This window comes from Nitrosomonas sp. (genome assembly GCF_043753625.1).
In the GTDB taxonomy this organism is placed as follows: Bacteria; Pseudomonadota; Gammaproteobacteria; order Burkholderiales; family Nitrosomonadaceae; genus Nitrosomonas.
In genome coordinates, this window is the sequence record NZ_JAYUWI010000024.1 from 1 (window position 1) to 21,790 (window position 21,790).

The 21,790-nt window shown below is 46.2% G+C and carries 23 protein-coding genes; 11 read left to right on the plus strand and 12 right to left on the minus strand.

Going from position 1 to position 21,790, the window contains the following annotated elements; genetic code table 11:
* The first annotated feature begins 156 nt into the window (after window positions 1–156).
* The 8 genes from ACH10T_RS02195 to ACH10T_RS02230 all read left to right on the plus strand — a co-directional run bounded on the left by ACH10T_RS02195 (window position 157) and on the right by ACH10T_RS02230 (window position 7,738).
* Entirely contained in the window at window positions 157–903 is a 747-nt protein-coding gene (locus tag ACH10T_RS02195) for a hypothetical protein (RefSeq protein WP_394807702.1), read from the plus strand.
* Window positions 904–1,295: 392 nt separating this feature from the next.
* Window positions 1,296–2,453 carry a cysteine desulfurase family protein gene (locus ACH10T_RS02200; RefSeq protein WP_394807703.1) on the plus strand — a complete coding sequence of 386 codons (1,158 nt, stop codon included), beginning with the start codon at window positions 1,296–1,298 and terminating at the stop codon, window positions 2,451–2,453.
* A 23-nt stretch (window positions 2,454–2,476) separates the two neighbouring features.
* Window positions 2,477–3,247, plus strand: coding sequence for a sugar phosphate nucleotidyltransferase (locus ACH10T_RS02205; protein WP_394807704.1), 771 nt, complete (start codon window positions 2,477–2,479; stop codon window positions 3,245–3,247).
* Window positions 3,244–3,705: an HIT family protein gene (locus ACH10T_RS02210; protein ID WP_394807705.1), complete on the plus strand. Its 462-nt coding sequence runs from the start codon at window positions 3,244–3,246 to the stop codon at window positions 3,703–3,705. The genes ACH10T_RS02205 and ACH10T_RS02210 overlap by 4 nt, the downstream gene beginning before the upstream one ends.
* 22 nt (window positions 3,706–3,727) lie before the next feature.
* The gene (locus tag ACH10T_RS02215; protein ID WP_394807706.1) at window positions 3,728–4,792 is read left to right on the plus strand and encodes a fatty acid desaturase; all 1,065 of its coding nucleotides are present in this window, start codon (window positions 3,728–3,730) and stop codon (window positions 4,790–4,792) included.
* Between the two features lie 5 nt (window positions 4,793–4,797).
* Window positions 4,798–5,538 carry a 2,3-diphosphoglycerate-dependent phosphoglycerate mutase gene (locus tag ACH10T_RS02220; RefSeq protein ID WP_394807707.1) on the plus strand — a complete coding sequence of 247 codons (741 nt, stop codon included), beginning with the start codon at window positions 4,798–4,800 and terminating at the stop codon, window positions 5,536–5,538.
* 12 nt (window positions 5,539–5,550) lie between these two features.
* Window positions 5,551–6,099, plus strand: a complete 549-nt coding sequence (locus ACH10T_RS02225; protein WP_394807708.1) for a DNA-deoxyinosine glycosylase — start codon at window positions 5,551–5,553, stop codon at window positions 6,097–6,099.
* Between the two features lie 763 nt (window positions 6,100–6,862).
* On the plus strand, window positions 6,863–7,738 hold the full coding sequence (locus ACH10T_RS02230) for a VanZ family protein (RefSeq protein WP_394807709.1): 876 nt from the start codon (window positions 6,863–6,865) through the stop codon (window positions 7,736–7,738).
* A gap of 70 nt (window positions 7,739–7,808) precedes the next feature.
* Here the strand turns inward: ACH10T_RS02230 and ACH10T_RS02235 are convergent, their stop codons facing one another.
* The 3 genes from ACH10T_RS02235 to ACH10T_RS02245 form a co-directional block, all read right to left on the minus strand.
* A complete protein-coding gene (locus tag ACH10T_RS02235; protein WP_394807710.1) occupies window positions 7,809–9,272 on the minus strand; it encodes a DUF4139 domain-containing protein in 1,464 nt (487 codons plus the stop codon).
* A gap of 86 nt (window positions 9,273–9,358) precedes the next feature.
* A complete protein-coding gene (locus ACH10T_RS02240; RefSeq protein ID WP_394807711.1) occupies window positions 9,359–9,718 on the minus strand; it encodes a DUF3135 domain-containing protein in 360 nt (119 codons plus the stop codon).
* Between the two features lie 119 nt (window positions 9,719–9,837).
* Entirely contained in the window at window positions 9,838–10,305 is a 468-nt protein-coding gene (locus tag ACH10T_RS02245; RefSeq protein ID WP_394807712.1) for a YbaN family protein, read from the minus strand.
* Between the two features lie 187 nt (window positions 10,306–10,492).
* Between ACH10T_RS02245 and ACH10T_RS02250 the strand changes: the two genes are divergently transcribed.
* Window positions 10,493–10,957, plus strand: coding sequence for an FKBP-type peptidyl-prolyl cis-trans isomerase (locus ACH10T_RS02250; RefSeq protein WP_394807724.1), 465 nt, complete (start codon window positions 10,493–10,495; stop codon window positions 10,955–10,957).
* 185 nt (window positions 10,958–11,142) lie between these two features.
* Window positions 11,143–14,319 (plus strand): DUF748 domain-containing protein, encoded by a 3,177-nt coding sequence (locus ACH10T_RS02255; protein ID WP_394807713.1) that lies wholly within the window; start codon window positions 11,143–11,145, stop codon window positions 14,317–14,319.
* Between the two features lie 192 nt (window positions 14,320–14,511).
* Here ACH10T_RS02255 and ACH10T_RS02260 read toward each other — a convergent pair whose 3' ends face one another.
* From ACH10T_RS02260 to ACH10T_RS02300, 9 genes are all read right to left on the minus strand, one after another.
* Complete coding sequence (locus ACH10T_RS02260) at window positions 14,512–15,465, minus strand: ImmA/IrrE family metallo-endopeptidase (protein WP_394807714.1); 954 nt, start codon at window positions 15,463–15,465, stop codon at window positions 14,512–14,514.
* Complete coding sequence (locus ACH10T_RS02265) at window positions 15,452–15,772, minus strand: hypothetical protein (RefSeq protein WP_394807715.1); 321 nt, start codon at window positions 15,770–15,772, stop codon at window positions 15,452–15,454. Before ACH10T_RS02265 ends, ACH10T_RS02260 begins: the two co-directional genes overlap by 14 nt.
* The gene (locus tag ACH10T_RS02270; protein ID WP_394807716.1) at window positions 15,765–15,998 is read right to left on the minus strand and encodes a colicin E3/pyocin S6 family cytotoxin; all 234 of its coding nucleotides are present in this window, start codon (window positions 15,996–15,998) and stop codon (window positions 15,765–15,767) included. Before ACH10T_RS02270 ends, ACH10T_RS02265 begins: the two co-directional genes overlap by 8 nt.
* A 208-nt stretch (window positions 15,999–16,206) precedes the next feature.
* On the minus strand, window positions 16,207–16,311 hold the full coding sequence (locus ACH10T_RS02275) for a TraY domain-containing protein (RefSeq protein WP_394807717.1): 105 nt from the start codon (window positions 16,309–16,311) through the stop codon (window positions 16,207–16,209).
* Between the two features lie 50 nt (window positions 16,312–16,361).
* The gene (locus ACH10T_RS02280; RefSeq protein ID WP_394807718.1) at window positions 16,362–16,541 is read right to left on the minus strand and encodes a hypothetical protein; all 180 of its coding nucleotides are present in this window, start codon (window positions 16,539–16,541) and stop codon (window positions 16,362–16,364) included.
* Between the two features lie 45 nt (window positions 16,542–16,586).
* Window positions 16,587–18,251, minus strand: coding sequence for an energy-dependent translational throttle protein EttA (gene ettA / locus ACH10T_RS02285; protein ID WP_394807719.1), 1,665 nt, complete (start codon window positions 18,249–18,251; stop codon window positions 16,587–16,589).
* A gap of 87 nt (window positions 18,252–18,338) precedes the next feature.
* A complete protein-coding gene (locus tag ACH10T_RS02290) occupies window positions 18,339–18,572 on the minus strand; it encodes a DUF2835 domain-containing protein (protein ID WP_394807720.1) in 234 nt (77 codons plus the stop codon).
* 15 nt (window positions 18,573–18,587) lie between these two features.
* Window positions 18,588–19,862 carry a class I SAM-dependent methyltransferase gene (locus ACH10T_RS02295; protein WP_394807721.1) on the minus strand — a complete coding sequence of 425 codons (1,275 nt, stop codon included), beginning with the start codon at window positions 19,860–19,862 and terminating at the stop codon, window positions 18,588–18,590.
* Between the two features lie 67 nt (window positions 19,863–19,929).
* Complete coding sequence (locus ACH10T_RS02300) at window positions 19,930–20,661, minus strand: pseudouridine synthase (RefSeq protein ID WP_394807722.1); 732 nt, start codon at window positions 20,659–20,661, stop codon at window positions 19,930–19,932.
* Window positions 20,662–20,770: 109 nt separating this feature from the next.
* Here ACH10T_RS02300 and ACH10T_RS02305 point away from each other — a divergent pair, with 109 nt between their 5' ends.
* Window positions 20,771–21,223, plus strand: coding sequence for a rhodanese-like domain-containing protein (locus ACH10T_RS02305; RefSeq protein ID WP_394807723.1), 453 nt, complete (start codon window positions 20,771–20,773; stop codon window positions 21,221–21,223).
* The last annotated feature ends 567 nt before the right edge of the window (window positions 21,224–21,790 follow it).

Genomic DNA, 21,790 nt, shown 5'->3' on the forward strand with positions numbered 1-21,790 from the left:
ATAAAAACAAAAAATCGGGGCAGCGCCGTTCCGCTGCATGAATAGGGTGCCCTCTTAAATTCAATCTATTATTGTCTTGACTGCGGGGTCCACTTTACCTTGTAGCTCGCAAATTAGCTTTGCGTTATGTGAATCAAGAAACAAGCACCGAATAAAATGAAAGCCACACTGAAGCCTCCAAGAGATCGTTACACGGGAAACCTGCTTTGGAATACTGAAGAAGCTCCGAATTTTTACTCTGAAATTATTCGCTCTTTAGAAGAGATAAGGAATCTCGGCTACTGGGCAAGCCCATTCCCAGAAGGAGATGGGGTAACTTTTATAGATGAATCAAAGAAAAAGAAAGATATCGAAATTCTAAATGACTTTCGGTCCTGCTTTGGATGGTTGGATGTCAGTTTGGATTTAACTTTTTCAAAAGAGAAAATCGAAAACAAGCCTGCTGAATCTAAGCTCAGCTTCGAAGAAAATGTAGCCTTAACGAAATCTGAAATTGCAATGCTTCAGCTTGAAGATGCCATCGATTTATTTATGTCTGGTAAACGAATTTCAGTCATTACATTAGCCGGTGCAGCAGATAGCATACTTGCTGGTTTACTGGACCAGCGAGGTGAGACTTCAGCCGCTGAAGATACATGGAAATACATTGAGGAAGTGCGCGCAAACACGGGTTGGGCATATGCTGGAGAGAGAACCAAAAAAGAAGCATTTAATGAATGGAATTACCATCGCAATAGATTGAAACATCACGATAAGCGAGATGGAGAAGTTCTCGAATTTAGTGCATTTGATCAAGCGTATTATGCTATTCAGCGAGCCAATGCAGATGCAGCAAAGCTAGGTCTTAAGGCGCGCAATCTTCAAGAATATGAATATTGGGTTATTGAAACAATATTCATGTAAAACACATACCAATAGCGTCAACTCGCTGAATGGGGGCGCATCTTGATATAACTGCTTTGGTCGTATGAAAGTAGAAATCAAATATCCGACCGAAAATTAAGAAAAACATCATCGTTATCAGATTTTAAAAATGCACCTACACAAGAGATTCAACGTCATTCATTAACAATACGGAAACCATAGAGCGAGCAGAGATTAGATTTTCTGTTCGCGCCGTTACAATTTCTAATCCCATGTTTGAAGATGCAAAACATTTTGCAGTAAGAGATGTCCTCGCTGTTGTTAACTTGCCTTTTGTTTTTGGCCTTGCATCGGCGTCCTCGAAAACGTGTTTCACACGGTCTATTAAGGTTTATCATACGATCTTTATCGATTGATCGCACACGAGATTTATGGAGCCAACCTACTTCGACCACAACGCCACCACGCGCGTCGACGATGCCGTGCTGGAAGCCATGTTGCCGTATTTTCAGCAGGAATACGGCAACGCCTCCAGCCGCCATGGTTATGGCATTACCGCCCGGCGGGCGATTGATAAGGCGCGCAAGCAGGTGGCGGATGCGGTGGGGGTGCAGCCGGTGCAGGTGATTTTTACCAGCGGCGGTTCGGAAGCCAATAACCTGTTTATTCGCGGCGCGGCGGATAGTTTGAAACCGGGGAATCTCTTCATTAGCGCCATCGAGCATCCTTGTGTGTTGAAACCGGCGCTTGCGCTGGCACGCCGCAATTGTGATCCGTGGGCGGTGCATCAATTAGCGGTGAATCCATCGGGGCAGGTTGATTTGGATGCTGCTGGTGCGGCAATGAATGAACATAAGCCGGGTCTGGTTTCGGTGATGCTGGCGAATAATGAAACCGGCGTGATTCAGGATGTCGAGGGTATTGCTGAGCTGGCACGCTCGCACGGAGCCAATGTTCATACCGATGCCATCCAGGGATTGGGAAAAATCCCGGTAGATTTTTCGGCGCTGAAAGTGCATGCGATGACGTTGTCGGCACACAAGATTTATGGCCCCAAAGGCGCGGCAGCTTTGATCGTGGATAAGCGGTTGTTATTAAAACCGCTGATTTATGGCGGCGGGCATGAAAACGGGTTGCGTTCCGGCACTGAGAATGTGCCCGCGATTGTGGGTTTTGGTGTGGCTTGTGAATTAGCCCGATCCCGCTTGGCAGAAACCGCGCAGCCTATTTCGCAGCTGCGGGATCATCTGGAAAAAGGGCTGGTTGGCATGGGAGCGGTGATTTTTGGCGCCGGGGCTGCGCGCATCCCGAACACGTGTTATTTTGCGTTGCCGGATATCGAAGGCGACACGCTGGTGGTTAAGCTGGATAAAGCTGGTTTTGCTGTTGCTGCGGGTGCGGCTTGTTCCAGCGTCAATCCGGGGCAGAGTCATGTACTGAGTGCGATGCAGATTGATCCGATGCTCGCGCGCTGTGCGGTGCGCATCAGCTTGGGAAGGAGCAACACCCGTGAGCAAGTCGAAGATTTTCTGCGCGCAATCCAACGCATTGTTGCAGAATTACGGCAGATCAGCAGTTTTTCCATCTAAAGTGCCCTATAATCAATCCATCTATGACGAATAATCCAATCACACGACCGGCCAGACACACCAAGGCCATCATTCTCAGCGCAGGGCAGGGACGGCGGTTGCTGCCGCTGACCGAAAGTACGCCGAAGTGCCTGTTGCCGGTTGCCGATAAACCCGTGCTGGCGTGGCAGATCGATGCGTTGCTGGCGGTGGGCATTGAAGAAATCACGATTGTCGCGGGTTTTCAGGTGGGTTTGATTGAAACGCTGTTACAACAGCGTTATGCGAGTCACCCTAAGATTAAAATACTGTTCAATCCGTTTTTTGAAGTGGCGGATAATCTGGCGAGTTGCTGGATTGCGCGCGGTGTGATGACGGGCGATTTTCTGATACTTAACGGTGATACCGTGATCGAAGCCGCGCTCATCGCGCAGGTCTTGAATTCAAAACCGGCGCCCATTACACTCAGCGTGGACTATAAAAACGCTTACGATGCCGACGATATGAAAGTGCAATTGGATCCGGACGGCTGGGTGAAACAGGTCAGCAAAATAATTCCCCCGCATCAGGTGGATGCGGAATCCATTGGCTTGATTTACTTTCGCGAACAGGGTCCAGAGCGCTTCAGTCAAGCCATCGAATCGGCATTGCGTCATCCGGCAGAATTGAAATCATGGTATTTGTCGATTATTGATCGGCTTGCCAAGCAGCATCTGGTGAATTCCTGTTCCGTCAAAGGCTTTCGCTGGTGTGAAATCGATTTTATTGAAGACTTGGCTAAAGCTGGCATCATCTTTGATGAAAGTCCATCATGAACAAACCAGCGACATCGGAATCCGCAAGCCTGAATGCCACCATGCGCAAGTTTGGCGCGCCGCAGACGATAATCCGGCAATATCAATATTGGTCGGTGATGCTGCGCCCGGCGCAGGCGACTCTCGGTGCGCTGGTTTTGGCGGCGCATGAACCTGCCGAAGCCTTCTCACAACTCAGTTCGGCGAGTTTTACCGAGCTCTATACCATCACCGGGCAGATTGAATCCGCGCTGGCAAAAGCCTTCCAGAATGACAAAATCAATTATTTGATGCTGATGATGGTCGATCCGGATGTTCATTTTCACGTTATTCCGCGTTATGCACAGCCCAGGCAGTTTGCGGATATGGAATTTATCGATGCAGGTTGGCCAGCCATACCGAACCTGGGGCAAATCAACAAAACCGATGCGGCGATCAATCAGCGTATTATGAATTACATTCAATCCTGCTGGTCTTAAGTGAAACAATACGAGACGCCAAGTGATCGAAGAAAAACCACCCTACATTAAAGAATTCCCGCTCCGTGAAGCCCACCATCTGGTGCGCGACCTGATGACGCCGAATCCATGGATTTATTGGACTGATTTTCTGTTTCATATCACCTTGGGCTGGACTGCTTTTTTCACCGCATTGTTGTCACCCGCGTTTTCGCTCTGGCAACTGGGCGGATTTGTGGTGGCGGTGCTGGCGTTGTATCGCTCGGCTGTTTTTGTGCATGAACTGGCGCATTTGAAGAAAAGCTCATTTAAGAACTTCCGTCTGGCGTGGAATATCCTCTGCGGCATTCCGTTCTTGATCCCGTCGTTTACCTATGACGGTGTGCATAATGATCATCATAAGCCGGATATCTATGGCACCAGCGCAGATGGCGAATACCTGCCCTTCGCAACGCACAAACCCGCGGAAATGGTTGCTTATGTCTTATTCTCCTTTTTATTGCCGATTTTTCTGTTATTGCGCTTCGTTTTGATGACACCCTTGTGCTACTTGATTCCACCATTGCGCAAGATCGTTTGGGAGCGCGCTTCGTCACTCACGATTGACCCCAACTACCGGCGCGCTGCAGATGCGATTCGCAATGATTTGAACTGGCGCCAGCAGGAAATCGCTGCCTGTCTGCTTGGTGCGGTTACCATTACGCTGGTTGTGCTGGGCATACTACCTTATTCGCTGTTGGTACTCTGGTATCTGATTTCTGTAACCGTTTACTTCCTCAATTCACTGCGTACGCTGGCTGCCCATGCCTATCGTAATCCCGGTGACCGCAAAATGACACTGGCGGAGCAGTATCTGGACTCAATCAACATACCCGGCAATTTTCTGATCACCCCGCTCTGGGCGCCCGTCGGGTTGCGTTACCATGCCACGCATCATCTATTCATGAGTATGCCCTATCATAATCTGGGCAAAGCACAACGCCGTTTGGTCAATGGTTTGACCGATAATTCGCAATACATTAAAACCATACGTAGCGGTTTATGGGATGCACTCAGGCGCATCTGGAATGAATCATCATCCGTGTCGGATACTACCCAACGCCAATAACCGTAATGCTTCGAGCCATTACTTCACCAGCAAATGCGCAGAAAAAGGTCACGCAACTTGTCCTGCTGCGCCATGGCCAAAGTGTCTGGAATCGCGATAAGATTTTTACCGGTTGGAGTGATGTCGCCTTGAGTCCCAAGGGTGAAAAAGAAGCTGAACAGGCCGCCTATTTGCTGAAGCAGGCAGACTTTACATTTGATCTGTGTTTTTCCTCTACATTGCAACGCGCGAGAACCACATCACAGATCGTTTTGGCTTCGATGCAGTTGAATGAAATACCGGTTCATGAAAGCTGGCGATTAAATGAGCGTCATTATGGCGCATTGGAAGGCATGGCGCGTTGGCAAGCCATCAAGAAATTTGGTATCTGGCCCATCCTGGGCTGCCAAATAAAATTTGATGCGACACCGCCGTATCTGGATTCTCAAGATCCGCGTTTCCCCGGGAATCAACCCGGTTACACCGGTATTAATAAAGATGAACTGCCTTTGGGAGAGAGCATGCAACAAACCCTCGCGCGCTTTCAGCCTTACTGGAAGGAGACCATCCAACCGGAAATACAACAAGGGAGGCGAATACTCATTGTTTCCCACAAAAATACCCTGCGCACGTTAATGATGCGATTGGATCACCTTACCCCCAGACAGGTTATGAAATTATCACTGGCCACCGGTCGGCCATTGGTTTATGAGCTGGATCAGCAATACAACGCCATTCGGCATTACTACGTGGATCATCTCAAATAATCTACCTGCAGCATGTCGATCCTCTATAGTTTTCAACCTATCGTCGACAACCATACGAAAATTCTGATACTTGGCAGCATGCCGGGACAGGCTTCATTAGCGGCGAATCAATATTATGCACATCCCCGCAACGCCTTCTGGCCGATCATGGCGCAATTGCTGCAATTCAATCCGGATATATCGTACGCAGAGAAAATTACGGCGCTAAAATCATCGCAGATAGCTTTATGGGATGTGCTCAGATCCTGTCATCGTATAGGAAGCCTGGATTCAAGTATTGAAGCAGATACGCAAACAATCAATGACTTTCAATCTTTTTTCCCTAAACACAGAGAAATTACCCATGTATTTTTTAACGGCGGGAAAGCGGAAGTTTGTTTTAAGCGCCATGTCTTACCAAAAAACAACTTGGACTCGCTGAGATTTACTCGTTTGCCTTCCACAAGCCCTGCCAATGCCCAATTGTCTTTCGAAGATAAATACAAAATATGGCATGAAATGATTCACTCCGCGCTTGAATTCGGTAACCCCTCCCCGATAAGACTGCACAAAGGCACTTGACGGCAACGCATTGGATGCGTTTTACTTAGGCTCCTTAGGAGTCTCTGAATAACTGTTATTTCGAGTATAACGAGAAATCTCTGTTTTAGATTCCATAAGATTCCTCACTTCGTTCGGAATGACAGAGGTGAGATTTTCAGAGGCTCTATTAAAACATCAATGACTAATTCGATACTTAACTGAAAGGGATTAATTCGATGAAGAAGCTTGTTATTATTGCTCTGGTTATTTTTGCCGCTGGGTATATCACCTTGATGGTTCAATATTTCTAGCAGACCATTGAAAAACTATCTACATTGCTACTTTGGCGTTAAAAACAGGCTAAAAATGCTCATTTATTAAGCATAAACTGCACTCTTTCGCCTATTTTTGTCTTGCATCGACTGTCTCGAATACGTTTTCAACAGCCTGCTAGGAAGATAGGAAAACGAGAAAACTTTGAAAATAACCTTGCCTTTGGGCGTAGAAATGAGGCATAAGAGTAAATGGAAAAGGGATTGATCCATACAGCGCACCAGTTGAAAATAGTGTTCATATCTCCTAACCTCGGACACTTCACTGAGGTTTTGATATTGCTACGCACCGGTATCTGATCATGCCTTTGTTTAAAATAAATTGCTTTCTTTTTATTTTGTTAGCCGCTGCAACCCTAATTTCCCATACAAGGATTAACCAGTACGAGCAGACTGGGCCTGACCTTTTAACTGCTCATTGGCAACTCAAAACATCAGAAAGCAACCGGGTCAACATCACGGAAAACGGATTGACCCTATTAGCCAATGATGCAAAAACAAGCGCCAGCACTCAGCAAGATCTTCCGCTGGTTAATTCGGGCACTACTTTACTGGTATCCGCTGATGTGAAATGTACGAATGTAGTGACAGGCGAGAAACCCTGGAACTTGGCCAGGATTATTCTGGCACAGAACGACGGGGAAAAAGACCAGTGGGATCTACCGCATACGGTTGTTGCTCTGGATGGAACCGCTGATTGGAAACATTATCGCACAGCTTTTACCATTTCCCCGGAAACCAAAAACATCCGATTGCTTGCACAATTAAATCAATCGACCGGATCATTTCAGATAAAAAATTTACAGGTCTATCCTGTCCATGTGAATCAGGCGTATATCGGGGCAAGAGATACTATTCTTTTTGCATGGGGTGCTTTTTTTCTGCTGCTGGCGGGCTCATGTCTTTTCATCCGCGGGAAAACTGTCTTCTTCCGCGCATTGTTACTAACTACCTTCATTGTCATTATCGTCGGGATATCTCTGCCAGGTGATTTGAAAAACCAGGTTTCCGACGAAATCAAAATTCAGATTGATGCAGAAAGCGAATCATTTAAAACCGCCATTCCATGGGATTTATCCAAGGTCTGGCATTTCTGCTTCTTTTTCTTATTTGGCTTGGTCCTGTGTTTAATGATGACAAAGGATCCTGCTATCCAGGTGGTGGCTATTATTCTGATGCTGGCTGGTGGCACTGAGATGGCACAACTCTATATTGACGGACGATCCCCACTTATCACCGATTTCTTTATTGATGCGGCAGGCGGGATTGCCGGTGTTATTCTGATCAGGTTTTTCGGAATGAATAAGAATATTGATCATTTTGAAAACAAGGCTACTTTGCGATGACGTCTCTTTGTTAAAGTGTTGTTTACTGTTCTCGTAAATTTCAAACAGTATAACCAAACTTCGGTAGCAATCAGTACTTCACCTGCACGCGATATTTGAGTGTGATGGAACCTTCGGCAGGTACGTCCACTTTCCACATAGCTGTGTTGCTGGTGGGTTTGCTGTGCGGCTGGCTTTCATCGACTATTTTCCAATCACCGGGTATCGGTTCTTGCACAACGACTGTGGTCATTTCCTTTTTGGCGTTTTTAAGTGTGATTTCATAGGCGCTTTCAAAGCGATTAATGCCATTGGCACCGCCGGTACTTAATTGTTTAAACTCGGTTTGTTTTTTATCCGCAGTCACATCAAACGATTTGCCCAGTTTCAGGCGCACAGTCTCGTTTTTAGCAGTGTGGTCTATGTGATCTTCACCGACAAACTGCGCATTGCCGGTTTTATCACGCTTGTACACGCGTATGATGCCTTTAGGCAACGGCATGCCTAATTGGGCCGATTCTTTATTATCAAACTGCACGAATACATCCACTTTCATTTTTTGCCCCAGATCACCATAGCTGGCTGCATAATAGTAATCACTACCTGCCAGCACAAGTTCTTTGTTTGCAGGCACACCGGAAGCATTGAGGAGTGCGACTTGTTTGTTTTGGTTTTCGGCGATGGTTGTTAATCGATCCAGACTATATAAATGATATTCCATCAACGCTTCTTCACGCATTGGCGCTGCAGCGGCATCAGCCATTATCTTGGCTCTCAGTGCTTTGGGTGGGGCAAATTCTCGCTGCACCCGATTAATATCGCCGGCCACTAGTTGTAGTTTTGCATTGGGATAACTGGTGCCGCTAGTGTTGGTCAATGTTACCCAGCCGGATAAATCCAATTGATCATCTTTATCATTCAGTTCTGCGACATAATCCGCTTTCCAGGATAAGCCGCCTGTTAAGTAACTCAACTCTAAATCTTGCGCAGCTTTACCACTATTGTCCCCGCCAATCACCAGTGTAGGGCGATCACGCAAATTGCTCGGTACATTATCAAAGGTAATGCGGCCAGGCATGCCCGTTTCAATGCGATCGGCCATTCTAAGTACTACGCCGTTGCTGGCTGAAAGTACGATGGCGCTTTCTTTGCTTTCAACGCCAGTAGCCGGATTGTTTTTAACGACCGTCACCGTTTGCCCAATGTATTTGTTCAATAAACTTTGCGGGGTGAGCAAATCAAAGTTAAAGTTTTGCTCCAATACTTCAATACTGCCTGGATTGGTAATACTGCGCAGCAGTGCAGTTTCTGGCCGCATTTGCGCACTGACATCGCGCCATGCCAAATTAAAATCACCGCTGACCAAGGACACTTGTCGTAAATCCTTAATCAGTGCTAGGTCATCGTTGTATATGGTCACTGCGACGGATTTTTGTTCTTTGAGTATACTCAGTTGTTCCGCGGTATCCGCGGCGATTACCTTGGTGTTACTAAAAAGAAATAGGCAGCTTATCGTTAGCAGGGTTAGGTTACTGGCGCGACGTGTTATGTGCATGAAATTTTCCTATATAAATCCAGACTACTACAATAGATACTAAAACTGAAAGGTGCGCTGGCTAAAAGGAGAGCCTCAAGCCGGTTTTACTTACCGGATTTAGGCCGTTCAAACGATAGAATTTTACCGGCGGGCGCCTTTTCTAAGGTGCTGAGTATCTTTTTGGGTTCTTGGAGCGCATTGAGCAATCCATTTTCGCCAAGCACATTGTTCCACATTTTCCGCGAAATTTGTGAGCAGGTAGCCATTGGATTAATGGCTTGTTTGCGAACTTGATCGACCTGCCACTGCAAGCCAATCATCCGCGGTTTGAAATGCTCAGGTGCTTGCGCTATCAAATCATCAATCAATTGTTGACGCATGAGCTCAAATTTCTCAGGCTCCTCCTGAGCCATTTTAGACCATAGGTCAAAGTCAAAATCGGATGTTTTTTCTTCTTCGTTCATTGGAATATTTTAGCATTTTTCATCAGCAACACATGTGATCGCTTCGACTTTATCTGTTGAGACTGAAAAGTACCAATTGAGATTGTTTGTAACACCACAGCGGCAATGTAGATAGTTTTTCAACGGACAGTTAGAGAATCTCGCACCGGAACACGCCAGATATAGAAGGCCAATATACTGCCAATCATAACCAGCATGATCTTTTGCCATAGTTCGGGCACTATTAAAATAGAGCTGCCAAATGACAATGCCATCAATAAATAAGCCCAACGTTTGGCGCGGCGCGGAATGCTGTGATAAATGCACCAGTCGCGAATAATTGGACCGGCGATTCGATTTTCCAGTAATTTACGATGAAAGTACTCAGAGCCGCGGGCAAAACAAGCTGCGGCCAGAAGCACAAAGGGTGTCGTAGGTAATACCGGTAAAAATGCCCCTAATACACCCAGCAACAATGCCAAAAAACCGGCTCCCAGATACAGGGCGCGTACCAACGGTGAGTCGTGCAGGCATAATAAATCAGCCATTTGCTGATCTACTGTCTGCTGCTGATCCTGGTTTGTTTCACGTTGTTCAGATTCCTGCATTGTTTGATGTATTCAAGAATTCGTGCTGTAAAATCAAAAGAATTATGCTTTTAAAGTTTTTATGACCAAACTTATGTAGAAACGATCAATTCGAACAGCCGTTGATAAAGAACGGATGTTACCAGTTATAATACCTGAGAGTTAATTGTTGGAATTAACCGGATTTAACTTTTTTCTTGAGGAAACCATGCATAAAATGAAAACACTGCTTAATTTAAGTATCATCTTGCTGGCGTTGGCACTGCTGCCCCAGACAGCCTTCTCTTATAAAGAACATGCCGCTGCTGATGAATCAGCGTTTAAGAAAATCGATGTCAAAGTCGGTGCCGGAGAGGAAGCGGAAATTGGAAAAACTGTCAATGTTCATTATACCGGCTGGCTTTATGATGAAAGCGCTTCGGACAAAAAAGGTCCAAAGTTTGACAGCTCCTATGACCGTAAAGAACATTTTTCATTCATGCTCGGTGCAGGACGCGTGATTAAAGGCTGGGACAAAGGCGTCGTCGGGATGAAGGTGGGCGGCCAACGCACGTTGATTATTCCGCCATCCATGGCTTATGGCGCACGCGGTGCGGGCAATATTATTCCACCGGATGCAACCTTGATTTTTGATGTTGAATTAATCGGCCTGAAAGAGAGTTCACACTATTAAAAATCTATCATTTACCAGTTTTCAGGTGAATTTTATCCATTGAGCTATTCGGTTGACCACGCTGCTGCTTCTGAATAGCTCAATTCGTTTTTTGGTTCTAAATTTTCTGTAAAAAAACAACGTACCATCATTTAAAATGTTTTAAGCGCTTCGCTAACCCGTTGTAGAAATTGACAGGGACCGCTATGACTTCGACCATACAGCCACGTTTTATTCGATACAAACGTCTGATTATCAGTCTCGGCGTGATTGCGGCCCTAATCGTCATAGTGGGGGCGCTGATTACATTTTGGTTGCCGGGTTATGCCAAATCTCAACTCGAGATTCGCCTTTCCGAAGTCCTGCAACGCCCTGTCACCATGACATCCATTGAAATAAAACCGCGTACGCTCGAGTTGATCGTACTGGGTTTTCGTGTCGATGAGAAAATTGCCTCCGATAAAAAAGGTGCTACGCTTTTTTCTTTCAGCAAGCTGTCTGTCGATCTGAGTATTGAATCACTCAAGCAGCGTGCGCCTGTCCTAACAGCAATCACACTGACAGATCCGCATTTGCGCCTGGTCCGGGAAAGCAAGGAGCAACTGAATATTTCCGATTTGCTGGAAAAACTCGGCCAACCCGCGGATGAAGAAAAAGCCGCAAGTGATCAACCCGGTCAATTTTCTATCAGCAATATCCGTATAGAGGGTGGCCGCTTTGAATTTATTGATCGATACAAAAATGCTGAGCACATAATTAACGAAATAAATCTGGGTATTCCGGTTGTCGCCAATTTCAATAGCGGCCCGGCCGATTGGATAGAACCGCAATTCAGCGCAAAGATTAACGGCGCGCCTTTTTCACTCGATGGCAAATTGCGTCCTTTTGCGGCAAATCAGGAAGCAACGCTGGCTGTTAAACTCGGTAATATTGATTTAACCCAGTTTGATCAATATGCGGATCTGCCAAAGGGAATTCATCTGCTTTCAGGTTATTTCGACAGCGATCTGCAGCTCACATTTACCCAGGAACCCACGAAAGCACCAGACATTACCTTAACCGGTGCCACCACATTTCGCCAAATTGCAATCAAAAATAGCGCAGTCGCCGCACCGTATCAGGCCGATCTTAAGAAACTGAAAGTCGATTTGACACAAGCCGATCTGACCGGTAAAAAACCATCGCAAGTCAAGCTGGCAATGGATCAAGTCGCCATCACGCGTGACGGCGAGAACGAACCGGCATTAGCGCTGGCAAAGCTGGCTATCGATTCCATCACGGTCAATACAGCGGCACAGCGGATTGCATTAGGCAATATCACGCTGGATCGTTTGAGCGCCACGTTGCGTCGAGATGTCAGCGGCACGATTGATTTAACCCGATTGTTTAATTCCCTGGAAGCTCAGAATCCGGCGGAGCCTCAGATCCAAGTTCAAGCACGCATTCCTATTCCTGCCAGAAAACCGGGGCATGCCAGTGCCGGGATTAAAATGGCTGAAAAAGAGCCGGGATTGCCCGCACCGGCACGCGCAGACAATAAGTCTTGGGTGCCGCAGATCAAAAGCATTCAACTCAAAGCAGCCGCGCTGCGCTATGAAGATCTCACACTGACAAAAATTTCACCGATGATTGTCGATTCACTGGATTTAACTCTGGAAAACATTGATCTGGATGGTGTCAATCCGTTGAATCTGGTGCTGCAGGCTCAGGTTAACCAACATGGCAACTTTAAAGCCAATGGCTCGCTGGCCTGGGCGCCTCTTTCGGCTGATTTAATGCTAAATCTTGACGCGGTTGATCTGGTGTCTTTACAAGGCTGGTTAGGCGACAGGCTGACGGCGCTTCTCACTAGTGGCGACATTTCCTTTACCGGAAATCTCAAAGCCAGTGGCAGTCCACTGAAAATTCAGGCAAACGGGCAAGGGAAGCTCGCCAACTTCAATATCTTTGATAGCAAAAATGCTTATGATTTGCTGCGCTGGAAGAAGCTGGATATCAGTCATCTAAACTTTGTCAATGAACCGTTGCTGCTGGATATCAGCACAATAAATTTGAGTGATTTCTTTGCGCGCATGACGATTCTTCCGGATGGCAGCCTCAATCTCAAGCAAATTATTCAATCTGACAAAACGGCAGAACCTGGCATTGCCGTTGCCGCCGTTGCACCCAGCGGTAACAGCCCGGCTGCTTCAAAAGGCGAGACGCCCGTTCATATCGACAAGATTTTCCTGAAGAATGGCAATATCAATTTCAATGACCGGTTTATTAAGCCGAATTACCGCGCAAATTTGACCGAACTCTCGGGCCTGGTCGGCCCATTGTATCCCGGCAAATCCGGGAAAATAGACATACACGGCATGGTCAGCAAAACAGCGCCGCTGCAAATTAGTGGAACGATAGATCCGTTCAGTGCCGAACTGCTGCTGGATATCGTTGCAAAAGTTAAAGATATCGATCTGCCGCCGTTTAGCCCTTATTCTGGAAAATATATCGGTTACGCGATTGAGAAGGGAAAATTGTCAGCCGATGTGAATTACCAGATCGAGAATGGTGCGTTAACAGCAGACAACAAAATCTTTCTGGATCAATTTACCCTGGGCGATAAAGTCGACAGTGAAGATGCCGTGTCTCTTCCGCTCAGCCTGGCGATTACGCTGCTTAAAAACAGCCGCGGTGAAATTAATCTCCATCTGCCGCTCAAAGGATCTATTAATGATCCCCAATTTAACCTCGGAGATGTCATTTTCACTGCATTCACTAATCTGATCACTAAAGCGATCACCTCACCTTTTACATTACTGAGTTCCGTATTTGAAGGCGGCGAAGAATTATCCAAGATTTCCTTTACTCCCGGTTTTGCCGATATCGAAGCGGAAGCATTACAACGCCTGCAAACCTTATCCGAGATTCTAAAAGACCGCCCATCACTGCAACTGGAAATTTCCGGTCACGTTGATCCGGCTGAAGACTATGAAGGACTGAAGCTTGCCATCCTGCAAAACAAAGTGAAAGCGCAGAAATTAGCCGATGACGCCAAAAAAGGCATCGCCAGCGGCGCCATAACGGATATGACATTAACCCCGGAAGAATATAGCAAATACCTTGAAATCGTTTACAAAAAAGAAACTTTTGAAAAACCCAAAAATGCGATCGGCCTGGCTAGAAGCCTTCCCAGCGCTGAAATGGAACAGCTCATACTCGCGCATACCGTAATCACGGACAATGACTTGCAAGCACTGGCAGAAAACCGCGCCAGCGCCGCACGCAATTGGCTGGTTGAAAAAGGTGAAATTTCCAGCGAACGTATTTTTGTCGTGGGTATCGATGAAACGGAAAACAGCGATCAGAAGAAAGGGAGTTGGGCGGAGTTTTCGCTGAAATAAGTAGTGGCTTATGATCCTAAATTTTTCTGTTATTAGTTAGGTCACTTCAGAAGACTCAACATTTTGGATTGAATTGCCACTGGCTGCGGAAGCGGTATAAAAAAGGTTGCTATAGTATTGCGAGAAGCGATAAGGTGATTTGTGAAAGTGATTCGATTTAATTCACACTTCGTTTGATTTCAATAAGATGACTTACTTTCTCCTGCTTATCAGTTCGTCAATTCTTTTTATCAAGAACAATTCAAAATCTGGATGTTTTGACAGCTCAAAGAAATTATTGCTGCTTGCTATACGCTGACGAGCTTTTAGAAAGAATTCATTACGTTTAACACCAGGTTTATTGAGATAGGATATGCAACCTGAGATACTTTGCCCTAGTTTCTTATCTAGCTTTAGCTCTTCAATTATGGGGTAAAGAATTTCCCTCCAACTCCTGGAATCGTTTTCTGTTGGAAGAACAACATCTTTAGGATACTTAAGCCAGAAAAACTTATTTTGTGCATGCGTTGATGATCTAATTTCTGATGCGTTTCTGAAAATTGCCTGCTCATTAATTGATTTATCCTTTTCATGCATTTTGAGACGTGGATTATTGGATATCGCGCTTATTACCTTCTCATGGGAATTTGTAAGAATACCAATATATTCAGTTGAAATTTTTGAGCCTATTTTATAAAAGGTGGCGATGTGTGACGTACCCGCAATTTTCCGAATAGTTTCCAGAGCATCTGCTGGATGCTGAGTACTTAGCAGCGATTTCACCCATTGTGAAGGCATTAATAACTCTGCCGCAAATTTGTTAGCCTCAACTTCGCAGTTACGATATAAACGATTAGCGTATGAATGGTTCTCATCAGTATGAGAAAAAATGGTGCCGATATGCCAAGGGATAACAATATGCCCAAGTTCATGAGCCATTGTAAATTTCTGCCGAACAAAGGGTAGATTTGTAGAAATAATAACGACAGGTTGCTTATCTTTAGATTTTAAATTAATGGATATTCCATCAACTCCATTTGGAATTTCTCCAAATCTTAAATCGGATTGTGTAGCAAGAAATTCTTTAATATCAAATCCAGGCTTAAGATTATGCCTCTTGATTATGAGATTAGCTAGTTTTTCTACAGGAGAGCTAGCTGATTCCATGTTCATTTTCTAGCCACTTAACAATTGCACTAATTTCCTCTTTGCTTGAACCTCTAGCAGCCATCGGCAGGGAAAAGAATTCATCAATAGCTGCGTCGACTGGAATACCTCTCTGCCTAGCATGTATGATGAAATTAATGTTCTCAGGATCCTTCATCCACAACACATACTCCTCTTTTGTCATCCCAAGAGCTTCTCGCAGACTAATATCACTCTTAATCTTCCCTTTGTGCCATTGGTCTACGACGGAATCAATGTCAGAAAGAAGTGCATTTCCATTAAGACAATCGTCAATAAAATTAGACATCGAGTTTTCTCCCACGAATTGCATCTTTAATTAAGTCACCAGTAATCGCATTTAACACACCGAGATGTCTACCTATACTATCAAATACTTCAATTTCACCGTGCAAACTATCCCACGTAAAGAAGCGAGTTCTTTCCTTATTCGACCATACCTTTTTATTGCCAATCACTTTAATTACTTCGCAACCATCCAAGAAACATGGCTTGGGACGAGGAATTCCTCCCATTTTTTCCTCCTCAAGGCGCATTTACATAAACACTGGCATTTTAGTAATAATTATTGGGATCGAAAATCATGAATACAAGTTCGCACAACTAAGACCAAACTCAACCTTCCAGATCAATACCTTTCTCCACATCATCTAGGGTCCAACGCTCCCCCGATTTTTCAAGGCGATCCACAGCCAAGTACTTTTCTTCTAATTCATCGAGATGCTAAAGAATCGCTTTGCGCACATAATAGGTTTTAGTGCGCCCGGTTTTAGCAGCCAGATCAGCCAGACGATGCTCAATTTTTTCAGGTAATCTAATTGCAAGCATGATCATCCTCTTTTGCTATACATAGTTACTTCATCTATCATCAAATCAGATTACCACGCATCAATTTCCCGTTTAAGTTGTTCGCTTGTCAGCGTTTCAGCTTGTGCGACGGCTTCTTGTCCTTTTTTAATCTTATCGAGTACATAAAGCCGGTACATGATTTCATCCATGTCAGCATACTCAGGCAACTGATTAATCACTTTCAGTACCTCCTGCTTTATTGCCAACATATCGTTCACCTCCCTTGATAAAAGAACTCAGCAATTTGATACCCGTTACCGGCTAATCGGCTTATACCGTATCCGTTTCGGTTTCGCACCTTCCTCACCCAGGCGTTTTTTCTTGTCGGCTTCGTACTCTTGATAGTTACCGTTGAAGAAGGTCCATTGCGATTCGCCTTCGGCGGCGAGGATGTGCGTGGCGATGCGGTCGAGGAACCAGCGATCGTGCGAGATGACCAGTACGCAACCGGCAAATTCCAGTAGCGCATCTTCCAGCGCGCGCAGCGTTTCCACGTCGAGATCGTTAGAGGGTTCATCGAGTAGCAGCACGTTTCCACCGGAAATCAGTGTTTGTGCCAGGTGTAGGCGGCCGCGTTCTCCGCCGGACAGTTGTCCGATGATTTTTTGTTGATCGCCGCCTTTGAAGTTAAAACGTCCCAGATAAGCACGTGCCGGGGTCGTGTATTTGCCCACGACCAGGAGATCGTTGCCGCCGGAAATGGCATCGAACACGGTCTTGTCGTTTTGCAGGGAATCACGTGCTTGATCGACGTGCGCTATCTGGACCGTGTGACCGATTTTAACTTCACCGGAATCCGGTTGTTCTTTGCCGGTAATCAGTTTGAACAGGGTGGATTTACCCGCGCCGTTCGGGCCGATAATGCCGACAATCGCGCCCGGCGGCACGATGAAGCTGAGATTGTCGATCAGCAAGCGGTCGCCAAAGGATTTGGAGACGCCGTTAAACTCAATCACTTCGTTACCCAGGCGCTCGCCGACGGGAATGAAAATTTCCTGGGTTTCATTGCGTTTCTGATATTCTTGCGAATTTAGTTCTTCAAAGCGAGCGAGTCGTGCTTTGGATTTCGCTTGGCGTCCTTTCGGATTTTGTCGCACCCACTCCAGCTCTTTCTTCATCGATTTCATATGTTCATCGATCTGCTTGTTTTCCTGCTCCAGCCGCGCTTCTTTCTGTTCCAGCCAGTTGGAATAATTACCTTTCCACGGGATGCCGTGACCGCGGTCAAGTTCCAGTATCCATTCCGCTGCGTTGTCCAGGAAGTAGCGGTCGTGGGTCACGGCCACCACGGTACCGGGAAAACGCACCAGGAATTGCTCCAGCCATTCCACCGATTCGGCATCCAGATGGTTGGTCGGCTCGTCCAGCAATAACATATCCGGTTTTTCCAGTAACAACTTGCACAGCGCGACGCGTCGTTTTTCACCGCCGGAAAGATTTTTGGTTACCGCATCCCAGGGGGGTAAACGCAGTGCATCGGCGGCTATCTCCATCTGGTTTGAGGTATCGCTGCCGGCAGTTGCCAGAATGGCTTCCAGCCGCGCCTGTTCGGTTGCCAATGCGTCAAAGTCGGCACCTTCTTCGGCATAAGCGGCATACACTTCGTCCAGCTTTTTCTGTGCCTGCATCACCTCGCCCAAGGCTTCTTCCACCTCCTGGCGCACGGTGTGCTCAGGATTCAGTTGCGGTTCTTGCGGTAAATAACCGATGCGGATGTTGGGCTGACGCTGCACCTCACCGTCAAATTCCTTATCCACACCGGCCATGATACGCAGCACGGTGGATTTGCCGGAGCCATTCAAGCCGAGCAAGCCGATCTTTGCGCCGGGAAAAAAGCTGAGCGAAATATCTTTGATAATTTGACGCTTGGGAGGAACCATTTTGCTCACGCGGAGCATAGACATTACATATTGAGCCATGGGTTTAATCTTTGTTTGATAGGTAAAAATTGATAGATAGAGAGTTTAACCTACGTCATCCGGCAATGAAAGCCAATCCGGCGTAGATTAGCGGTGATCGCCGATGCGGCTGATGGACACAAATTTATGATTTTCATCGAAAACCAATTCAAACGTGCCATACACGCCATGACTTTGTACTACTGAACGCAAAATATTGGCGGGAAAACGGATGATGCGCCCATCGGTTGTTTTTGCTACAACGACGTCGACCCCGCCTTCGTAATAATACAAAAGTTGGTGCGAAGGGATTTTAAGGACAACGTGTAAACGCTGATACATGGGCGAACATACGATTTATGGCCGTTGAAGATAGATGCAACCCATGGGATAAAGATCTTCAAAAATGGATCGCAATTCCAATCTGATTTTTTGCTCACTGGCGCCACACTTCATTTTTACTTTTCGAATAATACTGCTAATGGGCGTTTTTCCATCCATATACTGGAAGCAAGCTTTATTAACTTTATTGCCCATTAACTGAAAAACCGTTTTTTCATTGTTAATCGTAAAAGTAATACTGAGCGTTTCTTCTGGTTTTATCGCGTCATGGATGGCCATATTTTGATTCGCAAGCTCGTGCTCAAGAATAATCGCATTGTCTTCATCGTCCATAGAAGCCGTACAAGACGCTTGTCGAGAGAGGTAAAATTGATGCTTGATATGATTGGAAAACAGTTTTTCTGCAATGGACTGTTGCTCTTGGATACTTTTTTCACGCCACAACAGCCGAATACTTTGATCGGCGACCAGTTGAGTCGGATCGTAAAACCGTTTATTCGGCCCAAGAAAGGTCACCAGCTTTAATTCTGCCGCCGCGGCAAGTGCATAGACTTCATTGACGTTATAACACCGGTCAACGCTATGCAGCAGTAAATCATACAAGCCTGAGTCTCCGTAGCCAGCGGCAGTAATCTCATTGGCCCATTTATCCAAATCTTTGATAAAGGCATGATGAATAGGCAAAGCGCCGATAATGCGGCGCGCCAGGATCACTTTTTCCGGAATGCTCATAGATTGCGGAATCATCTCGCGCAATAAAGTCTGGAATAAATAAATGGAGTGCCTGCCATACTCGGCATACAACATCAGATAAATGGCACCATCGTCCTTCAAAGCACTTGTGATCGCGTGCGCGCCTTCCTGAGGATCGCTTAAGTGATGTAATACTCCTGAGCAGTTAATGTAATCAAACTGTCCGATGTCCAGTTCCGGGATGGATAATAAGGATTCGGTCAACCAGGTGATATTGTTCAATCCGCGAGCTGCGGCACGCTGTTCGGCAATACGGCGCGATGCCGCCGACATATCCAGATAAACGATTTCCGCCGAAGTCTCGCGCAATTGTTCAGCCAGATTAATGACACTGTCTCCTGTTCCCCCGCCTGCGACCAGGCAACGGAAATTCTGATTAAAATTTCTTTGTCCCTTGAAACAGCAATGATTCAACTCACTCAGTGAATCGCCCACTGTGCGCAACAAACGGATTTTTTCATCTTCCGGGTTTCTGGGAGGATATGGCAATGCCTCATATTGCTGTTTTACCGAGGAAATCATTTTTGATTCGTCCATCGCCTCTCCTCGCAAGAAATGTATTGATGAGATTTTTAGAAATTATGGTGAGGGCTAAAATACCATACTAAAAATTCTCACCATCTTGCAAATAACGCCACTTTCCTTCCGGTAAATCCCGCAATCCAATGTTGCCGATACGCACCCGTTTCAAGCCGGTTACTTTCAGATTCACCAGCTCGCACATGCGGCGGATCTGGCGTTTCTTGCCTTCCTGTAGGATAAAGCGCAGTTGATTTTGATTTTGCCAGCTCACTTGCGCCGGTTTTAACGCTTTGCCGTCCAGACTTAGCCCATGATTCAGCAACGCCAGCTTATCTTTCGGCAAAGCGCCTTCGACCCGTACCAGATATTCTTTTTCAATGTCAGAGTCCGCACCGATCAATTGTTTCGCAATACGGCCATCCTGCGTCAGGATCAGCAGGCCCTGAGAATCAATATCCAATCGTCCGGCTGGCGCAAGATTTTTCAAATGCGCAGGTTGAAAGCGCTTGGCGGATTGCGGATTGATAAACTGGTTTTCCGGTTTGATCAACACAACGGCGGGCCGGTAGCCTGGTTCCGGCTGTCCCGAAACATAACCGATGGGCTTGTTGAGTATTAGCGTAACCAAACTGGTCTGCTGCGATTGTGCCGCTCTGTTCAGTTTGATTTTCTGCGTAGGAAAAATTTTTGTTCCCAGCTCGGAAATCTGTACGCCATCGACAAACACCCAGCCCAGCTCGATATAACGGTCTGCTTCCCGGCGCGAGCATATGCCTTGTTCGGACATCAGTTTAGATAAACGAATTTTTTCCATGAAGCAGCTATAATATTGGGAAATACAAAAAATGAGTGCGAGGTTGGCATTACGTCTATTATAAAGGTAATCAACGGATCATTTTTATTAACATCACCAGGATTATTTTATGGAAACAGCCGCAGCTATACTGGAAAAGGCGCAACAACGCGCCGAAGAAATGGAGCTTCCCTACAAGGGTGCATTACTTCCCATTGAAGCTTATCGCGTCTTACAAGAATCTGCCCAAGCACAATTGGTGGATGTACGTTCCCGTGCTGAACTGGACTGGGTCGGGCGCATTCCCGGTGCAACGGAAATCGAGTTGCGTTCATATCCCGGTATGCAACCCAATCCTGGTTTCCTCGATCAAGTGGTGGGGCAGGTCGATAAAAAACTGCCTGTGTTGTTCATCTGCCGCAGCGGCTCACGCTCGAACCAAGCCGCTATAATGGCCAGTCAGATCGGTTTTACTGACTGTTACAACATTTTAGAAGGCTTTGAGGGGGATAAAGATGAAAACGGCCAGCGGGGTAAAATTTCCGGCTGGAAGGCGGACGGACTGCCGTGGGTGCAGAGTTAAAGATGTTTTGAGCGGGCTTTAGCATGTGCATTAACATGCTTCTGAATGACCTGAATCAAGTTTTAAAGCGTCGAATTCTCGATTGGAACAGGTTTCCGGCACTGTGTTGATGATCGCTATCTGAAATGGCCACAAGGTGTAAAATTGATAACCCACCATTCCCTTTACTGGCACTTCCCATTCTGAATAGGCGTTTGGCCATGCCGCCTGCCCCCTTGTTTCACAACCTGAAGTGGCTGGTGGGGCGTGAACAACTTATGACAGCAGAAACGCAGTATGCTGGATTACGGATACAGATTCGCTAGACAGCGTGGAAACTGATTCAGTTATTGAGCCTGGTTACGGAAGAAACCTTCCCGATCACAGTTGTGACACCCGTGGTGCAACAAACAAGCGCTGACGGTGGTCTCGCAGCACAGTGCTATACGCATGGCATTTACCAGACTTGCTTTCAAGGACGATTCAACCAAAAGTCTTCTTATTTACCTTGCCCAAACAACGCACAGTGATTCAAGACTGCGGGTGTAGCAGCAACATCGTTTCACCCCAGTTGCGTCACCGTTTGGT

Excerpts from the sequence above, each read along its gene's own strand:
- ACH10T_RS02225 (WP_394807708.1), top strand. The coding sequence starts at position 5,551 with ATGTCGATCCTCTATAGTTTTCAACCTATCGTCGACAACCATACGAAA.
- ACH10T_RS02240 (WP_394807711.1), bottom strand. The coding sequence starts at position 9,718 with ATGAACGAAGAAGAAAAAACATCCGATTTTGACTTTGACCTATGGTCT.
- ACH10T_RS02250 (WP_394807724.1), top strand. The coding sequence starts at position 10,493 with ATGCATAAAATGAAAACACTGCTTAATTTAAGTATCATCTTGCTGGCG.
- ACH10T_RS02290 (WP_394807720.1), bottom strand. The coding sequence starts at position 18,572 with ATGTATCAGCGTTTACACGTTGTCCTTAAAATCCCTTCGCACCAACTT.
- ACH10T_RS02260 (WP_394807714.1), bottom strand. The coding sequence starts at position 15,465 with ATGGAATCAGCTAGCTCTCCTGTAGAAAAACTAGCTAATCTCATAATC.
- ettA (WP_394807719.1), bottom strand. The coding sequence starts at position 18,251 with ATGGCTCAATATGTAATGTCTATGCTCCGCGTGAGCAAAATGGTTCCT.
- ACH10T_RS02280 (WP_394807718.1), bottom strand. The coding sequence starts at position 16,541 with ATGTTGGCAATAAAGCAGGAGGTACTGAAAGTGATTAATCAGTTGCCT.
- ACH10T_RS02195 (WP_394807702.1), top strand. The coding sequence starts at position 157 with ATGAAAGCCACACTGAAGCCTCCAAGAGATCGTTACACGGGAAACCTG.
- ACH10T_RS02245 (WP_394807712.1), bottom strand. The coding sequence starts at position 10,305 with ATGCAGGAATCTGAACAACGTGAAACAAACCAGGATCAGCAGCAGACA.
- ACH10T_RS02205 (WP_394807704.1), top strand. The coding sequence starts at position 2,477 with ATGACGAATAATCCAATCACACGACCGGCCAGACACACCAAGGCCATC.
- ACH10T_RS02210 (WP_394807705.1), top strand. The coding sequence starts at position 3,244 with ATGAACAAACCAGCGACATCGGAATCCGCAAGCCTGAATGCCACCATG.
- ACH10T_RS02275 (WP_394807717.1), bottom strand. The coding sequence starts at position 16,311 with ATGCTTGCAATTAGATTACCTGAAAAAATTGAGCATCGTCTGGCTGAT.
- ACH10T_RS02235 (WP_394807710.1), bottom strand. The coding sequence starts at position 9,272 with ATGCACATAACACGTCGCGCCAGTAACCTAACCCTGCTAACGATAAGC.
- ACH10T_RS02265 (WP_394807715.1), bottom strand. The coding sequence starts at position 15,772 with ATGTCTAATTTTATTGACGATTGTCTTAATGGAAATGCACTTCTTTCT.
- ACH10T_RS02300 (WP_394807722.1), bottom strand. The coding sequence starts at position 20,661 with ATGGAAAAAATTCGTTTATCTAAACTGATGTCCGAACAAGGCATATGC.
- ACH10T_RS02200 (WP_394807703.1), top strand. The coding sequence starts at position 1,296 with ATGGAGCCAACCTACTTCGACCACAACGCCACCACGCGCGTCGACGAT.
- ACH10T_RS02305 (WP_394807723.1), top strand. The coding sequence starts at position 20,771 with ATGGAAACAGCCGCAGCTATACTGGAAAAGGCGCAACAACGCGCCGAA.
- ACH10T_RS02220 (WP_394807707.1), top strand. The coding sequence starts at position 4,798 with ATGCTTCGAGCCATTACTTCACCAGCAAATGCGCAGAAAAAGGTCACG.
- ACH10T_RS02255 (WP_394807713.1), top strand. The coding sequence starts at position 11,143 with ATGACTTCGACCATACAGCCACGTTTTATTCGATACAAACGTCTGATT.
- ACH10T_RS02270 (WP_394807716.1), bottom strand. The coding sequence starts at position 15,998 with ATGGGAGGAATTCCTCGTCCCAAGCCATGTTTCTTGGATGGTTGCGAA.
- ACH10T_RS02295 (WP_394807721.1), bottom strand. The coding sequence starts at position 19,862 with ATGGACGAATCAAAAATGATTTCCTCGGTAAAACAGCAATATGAGGCA.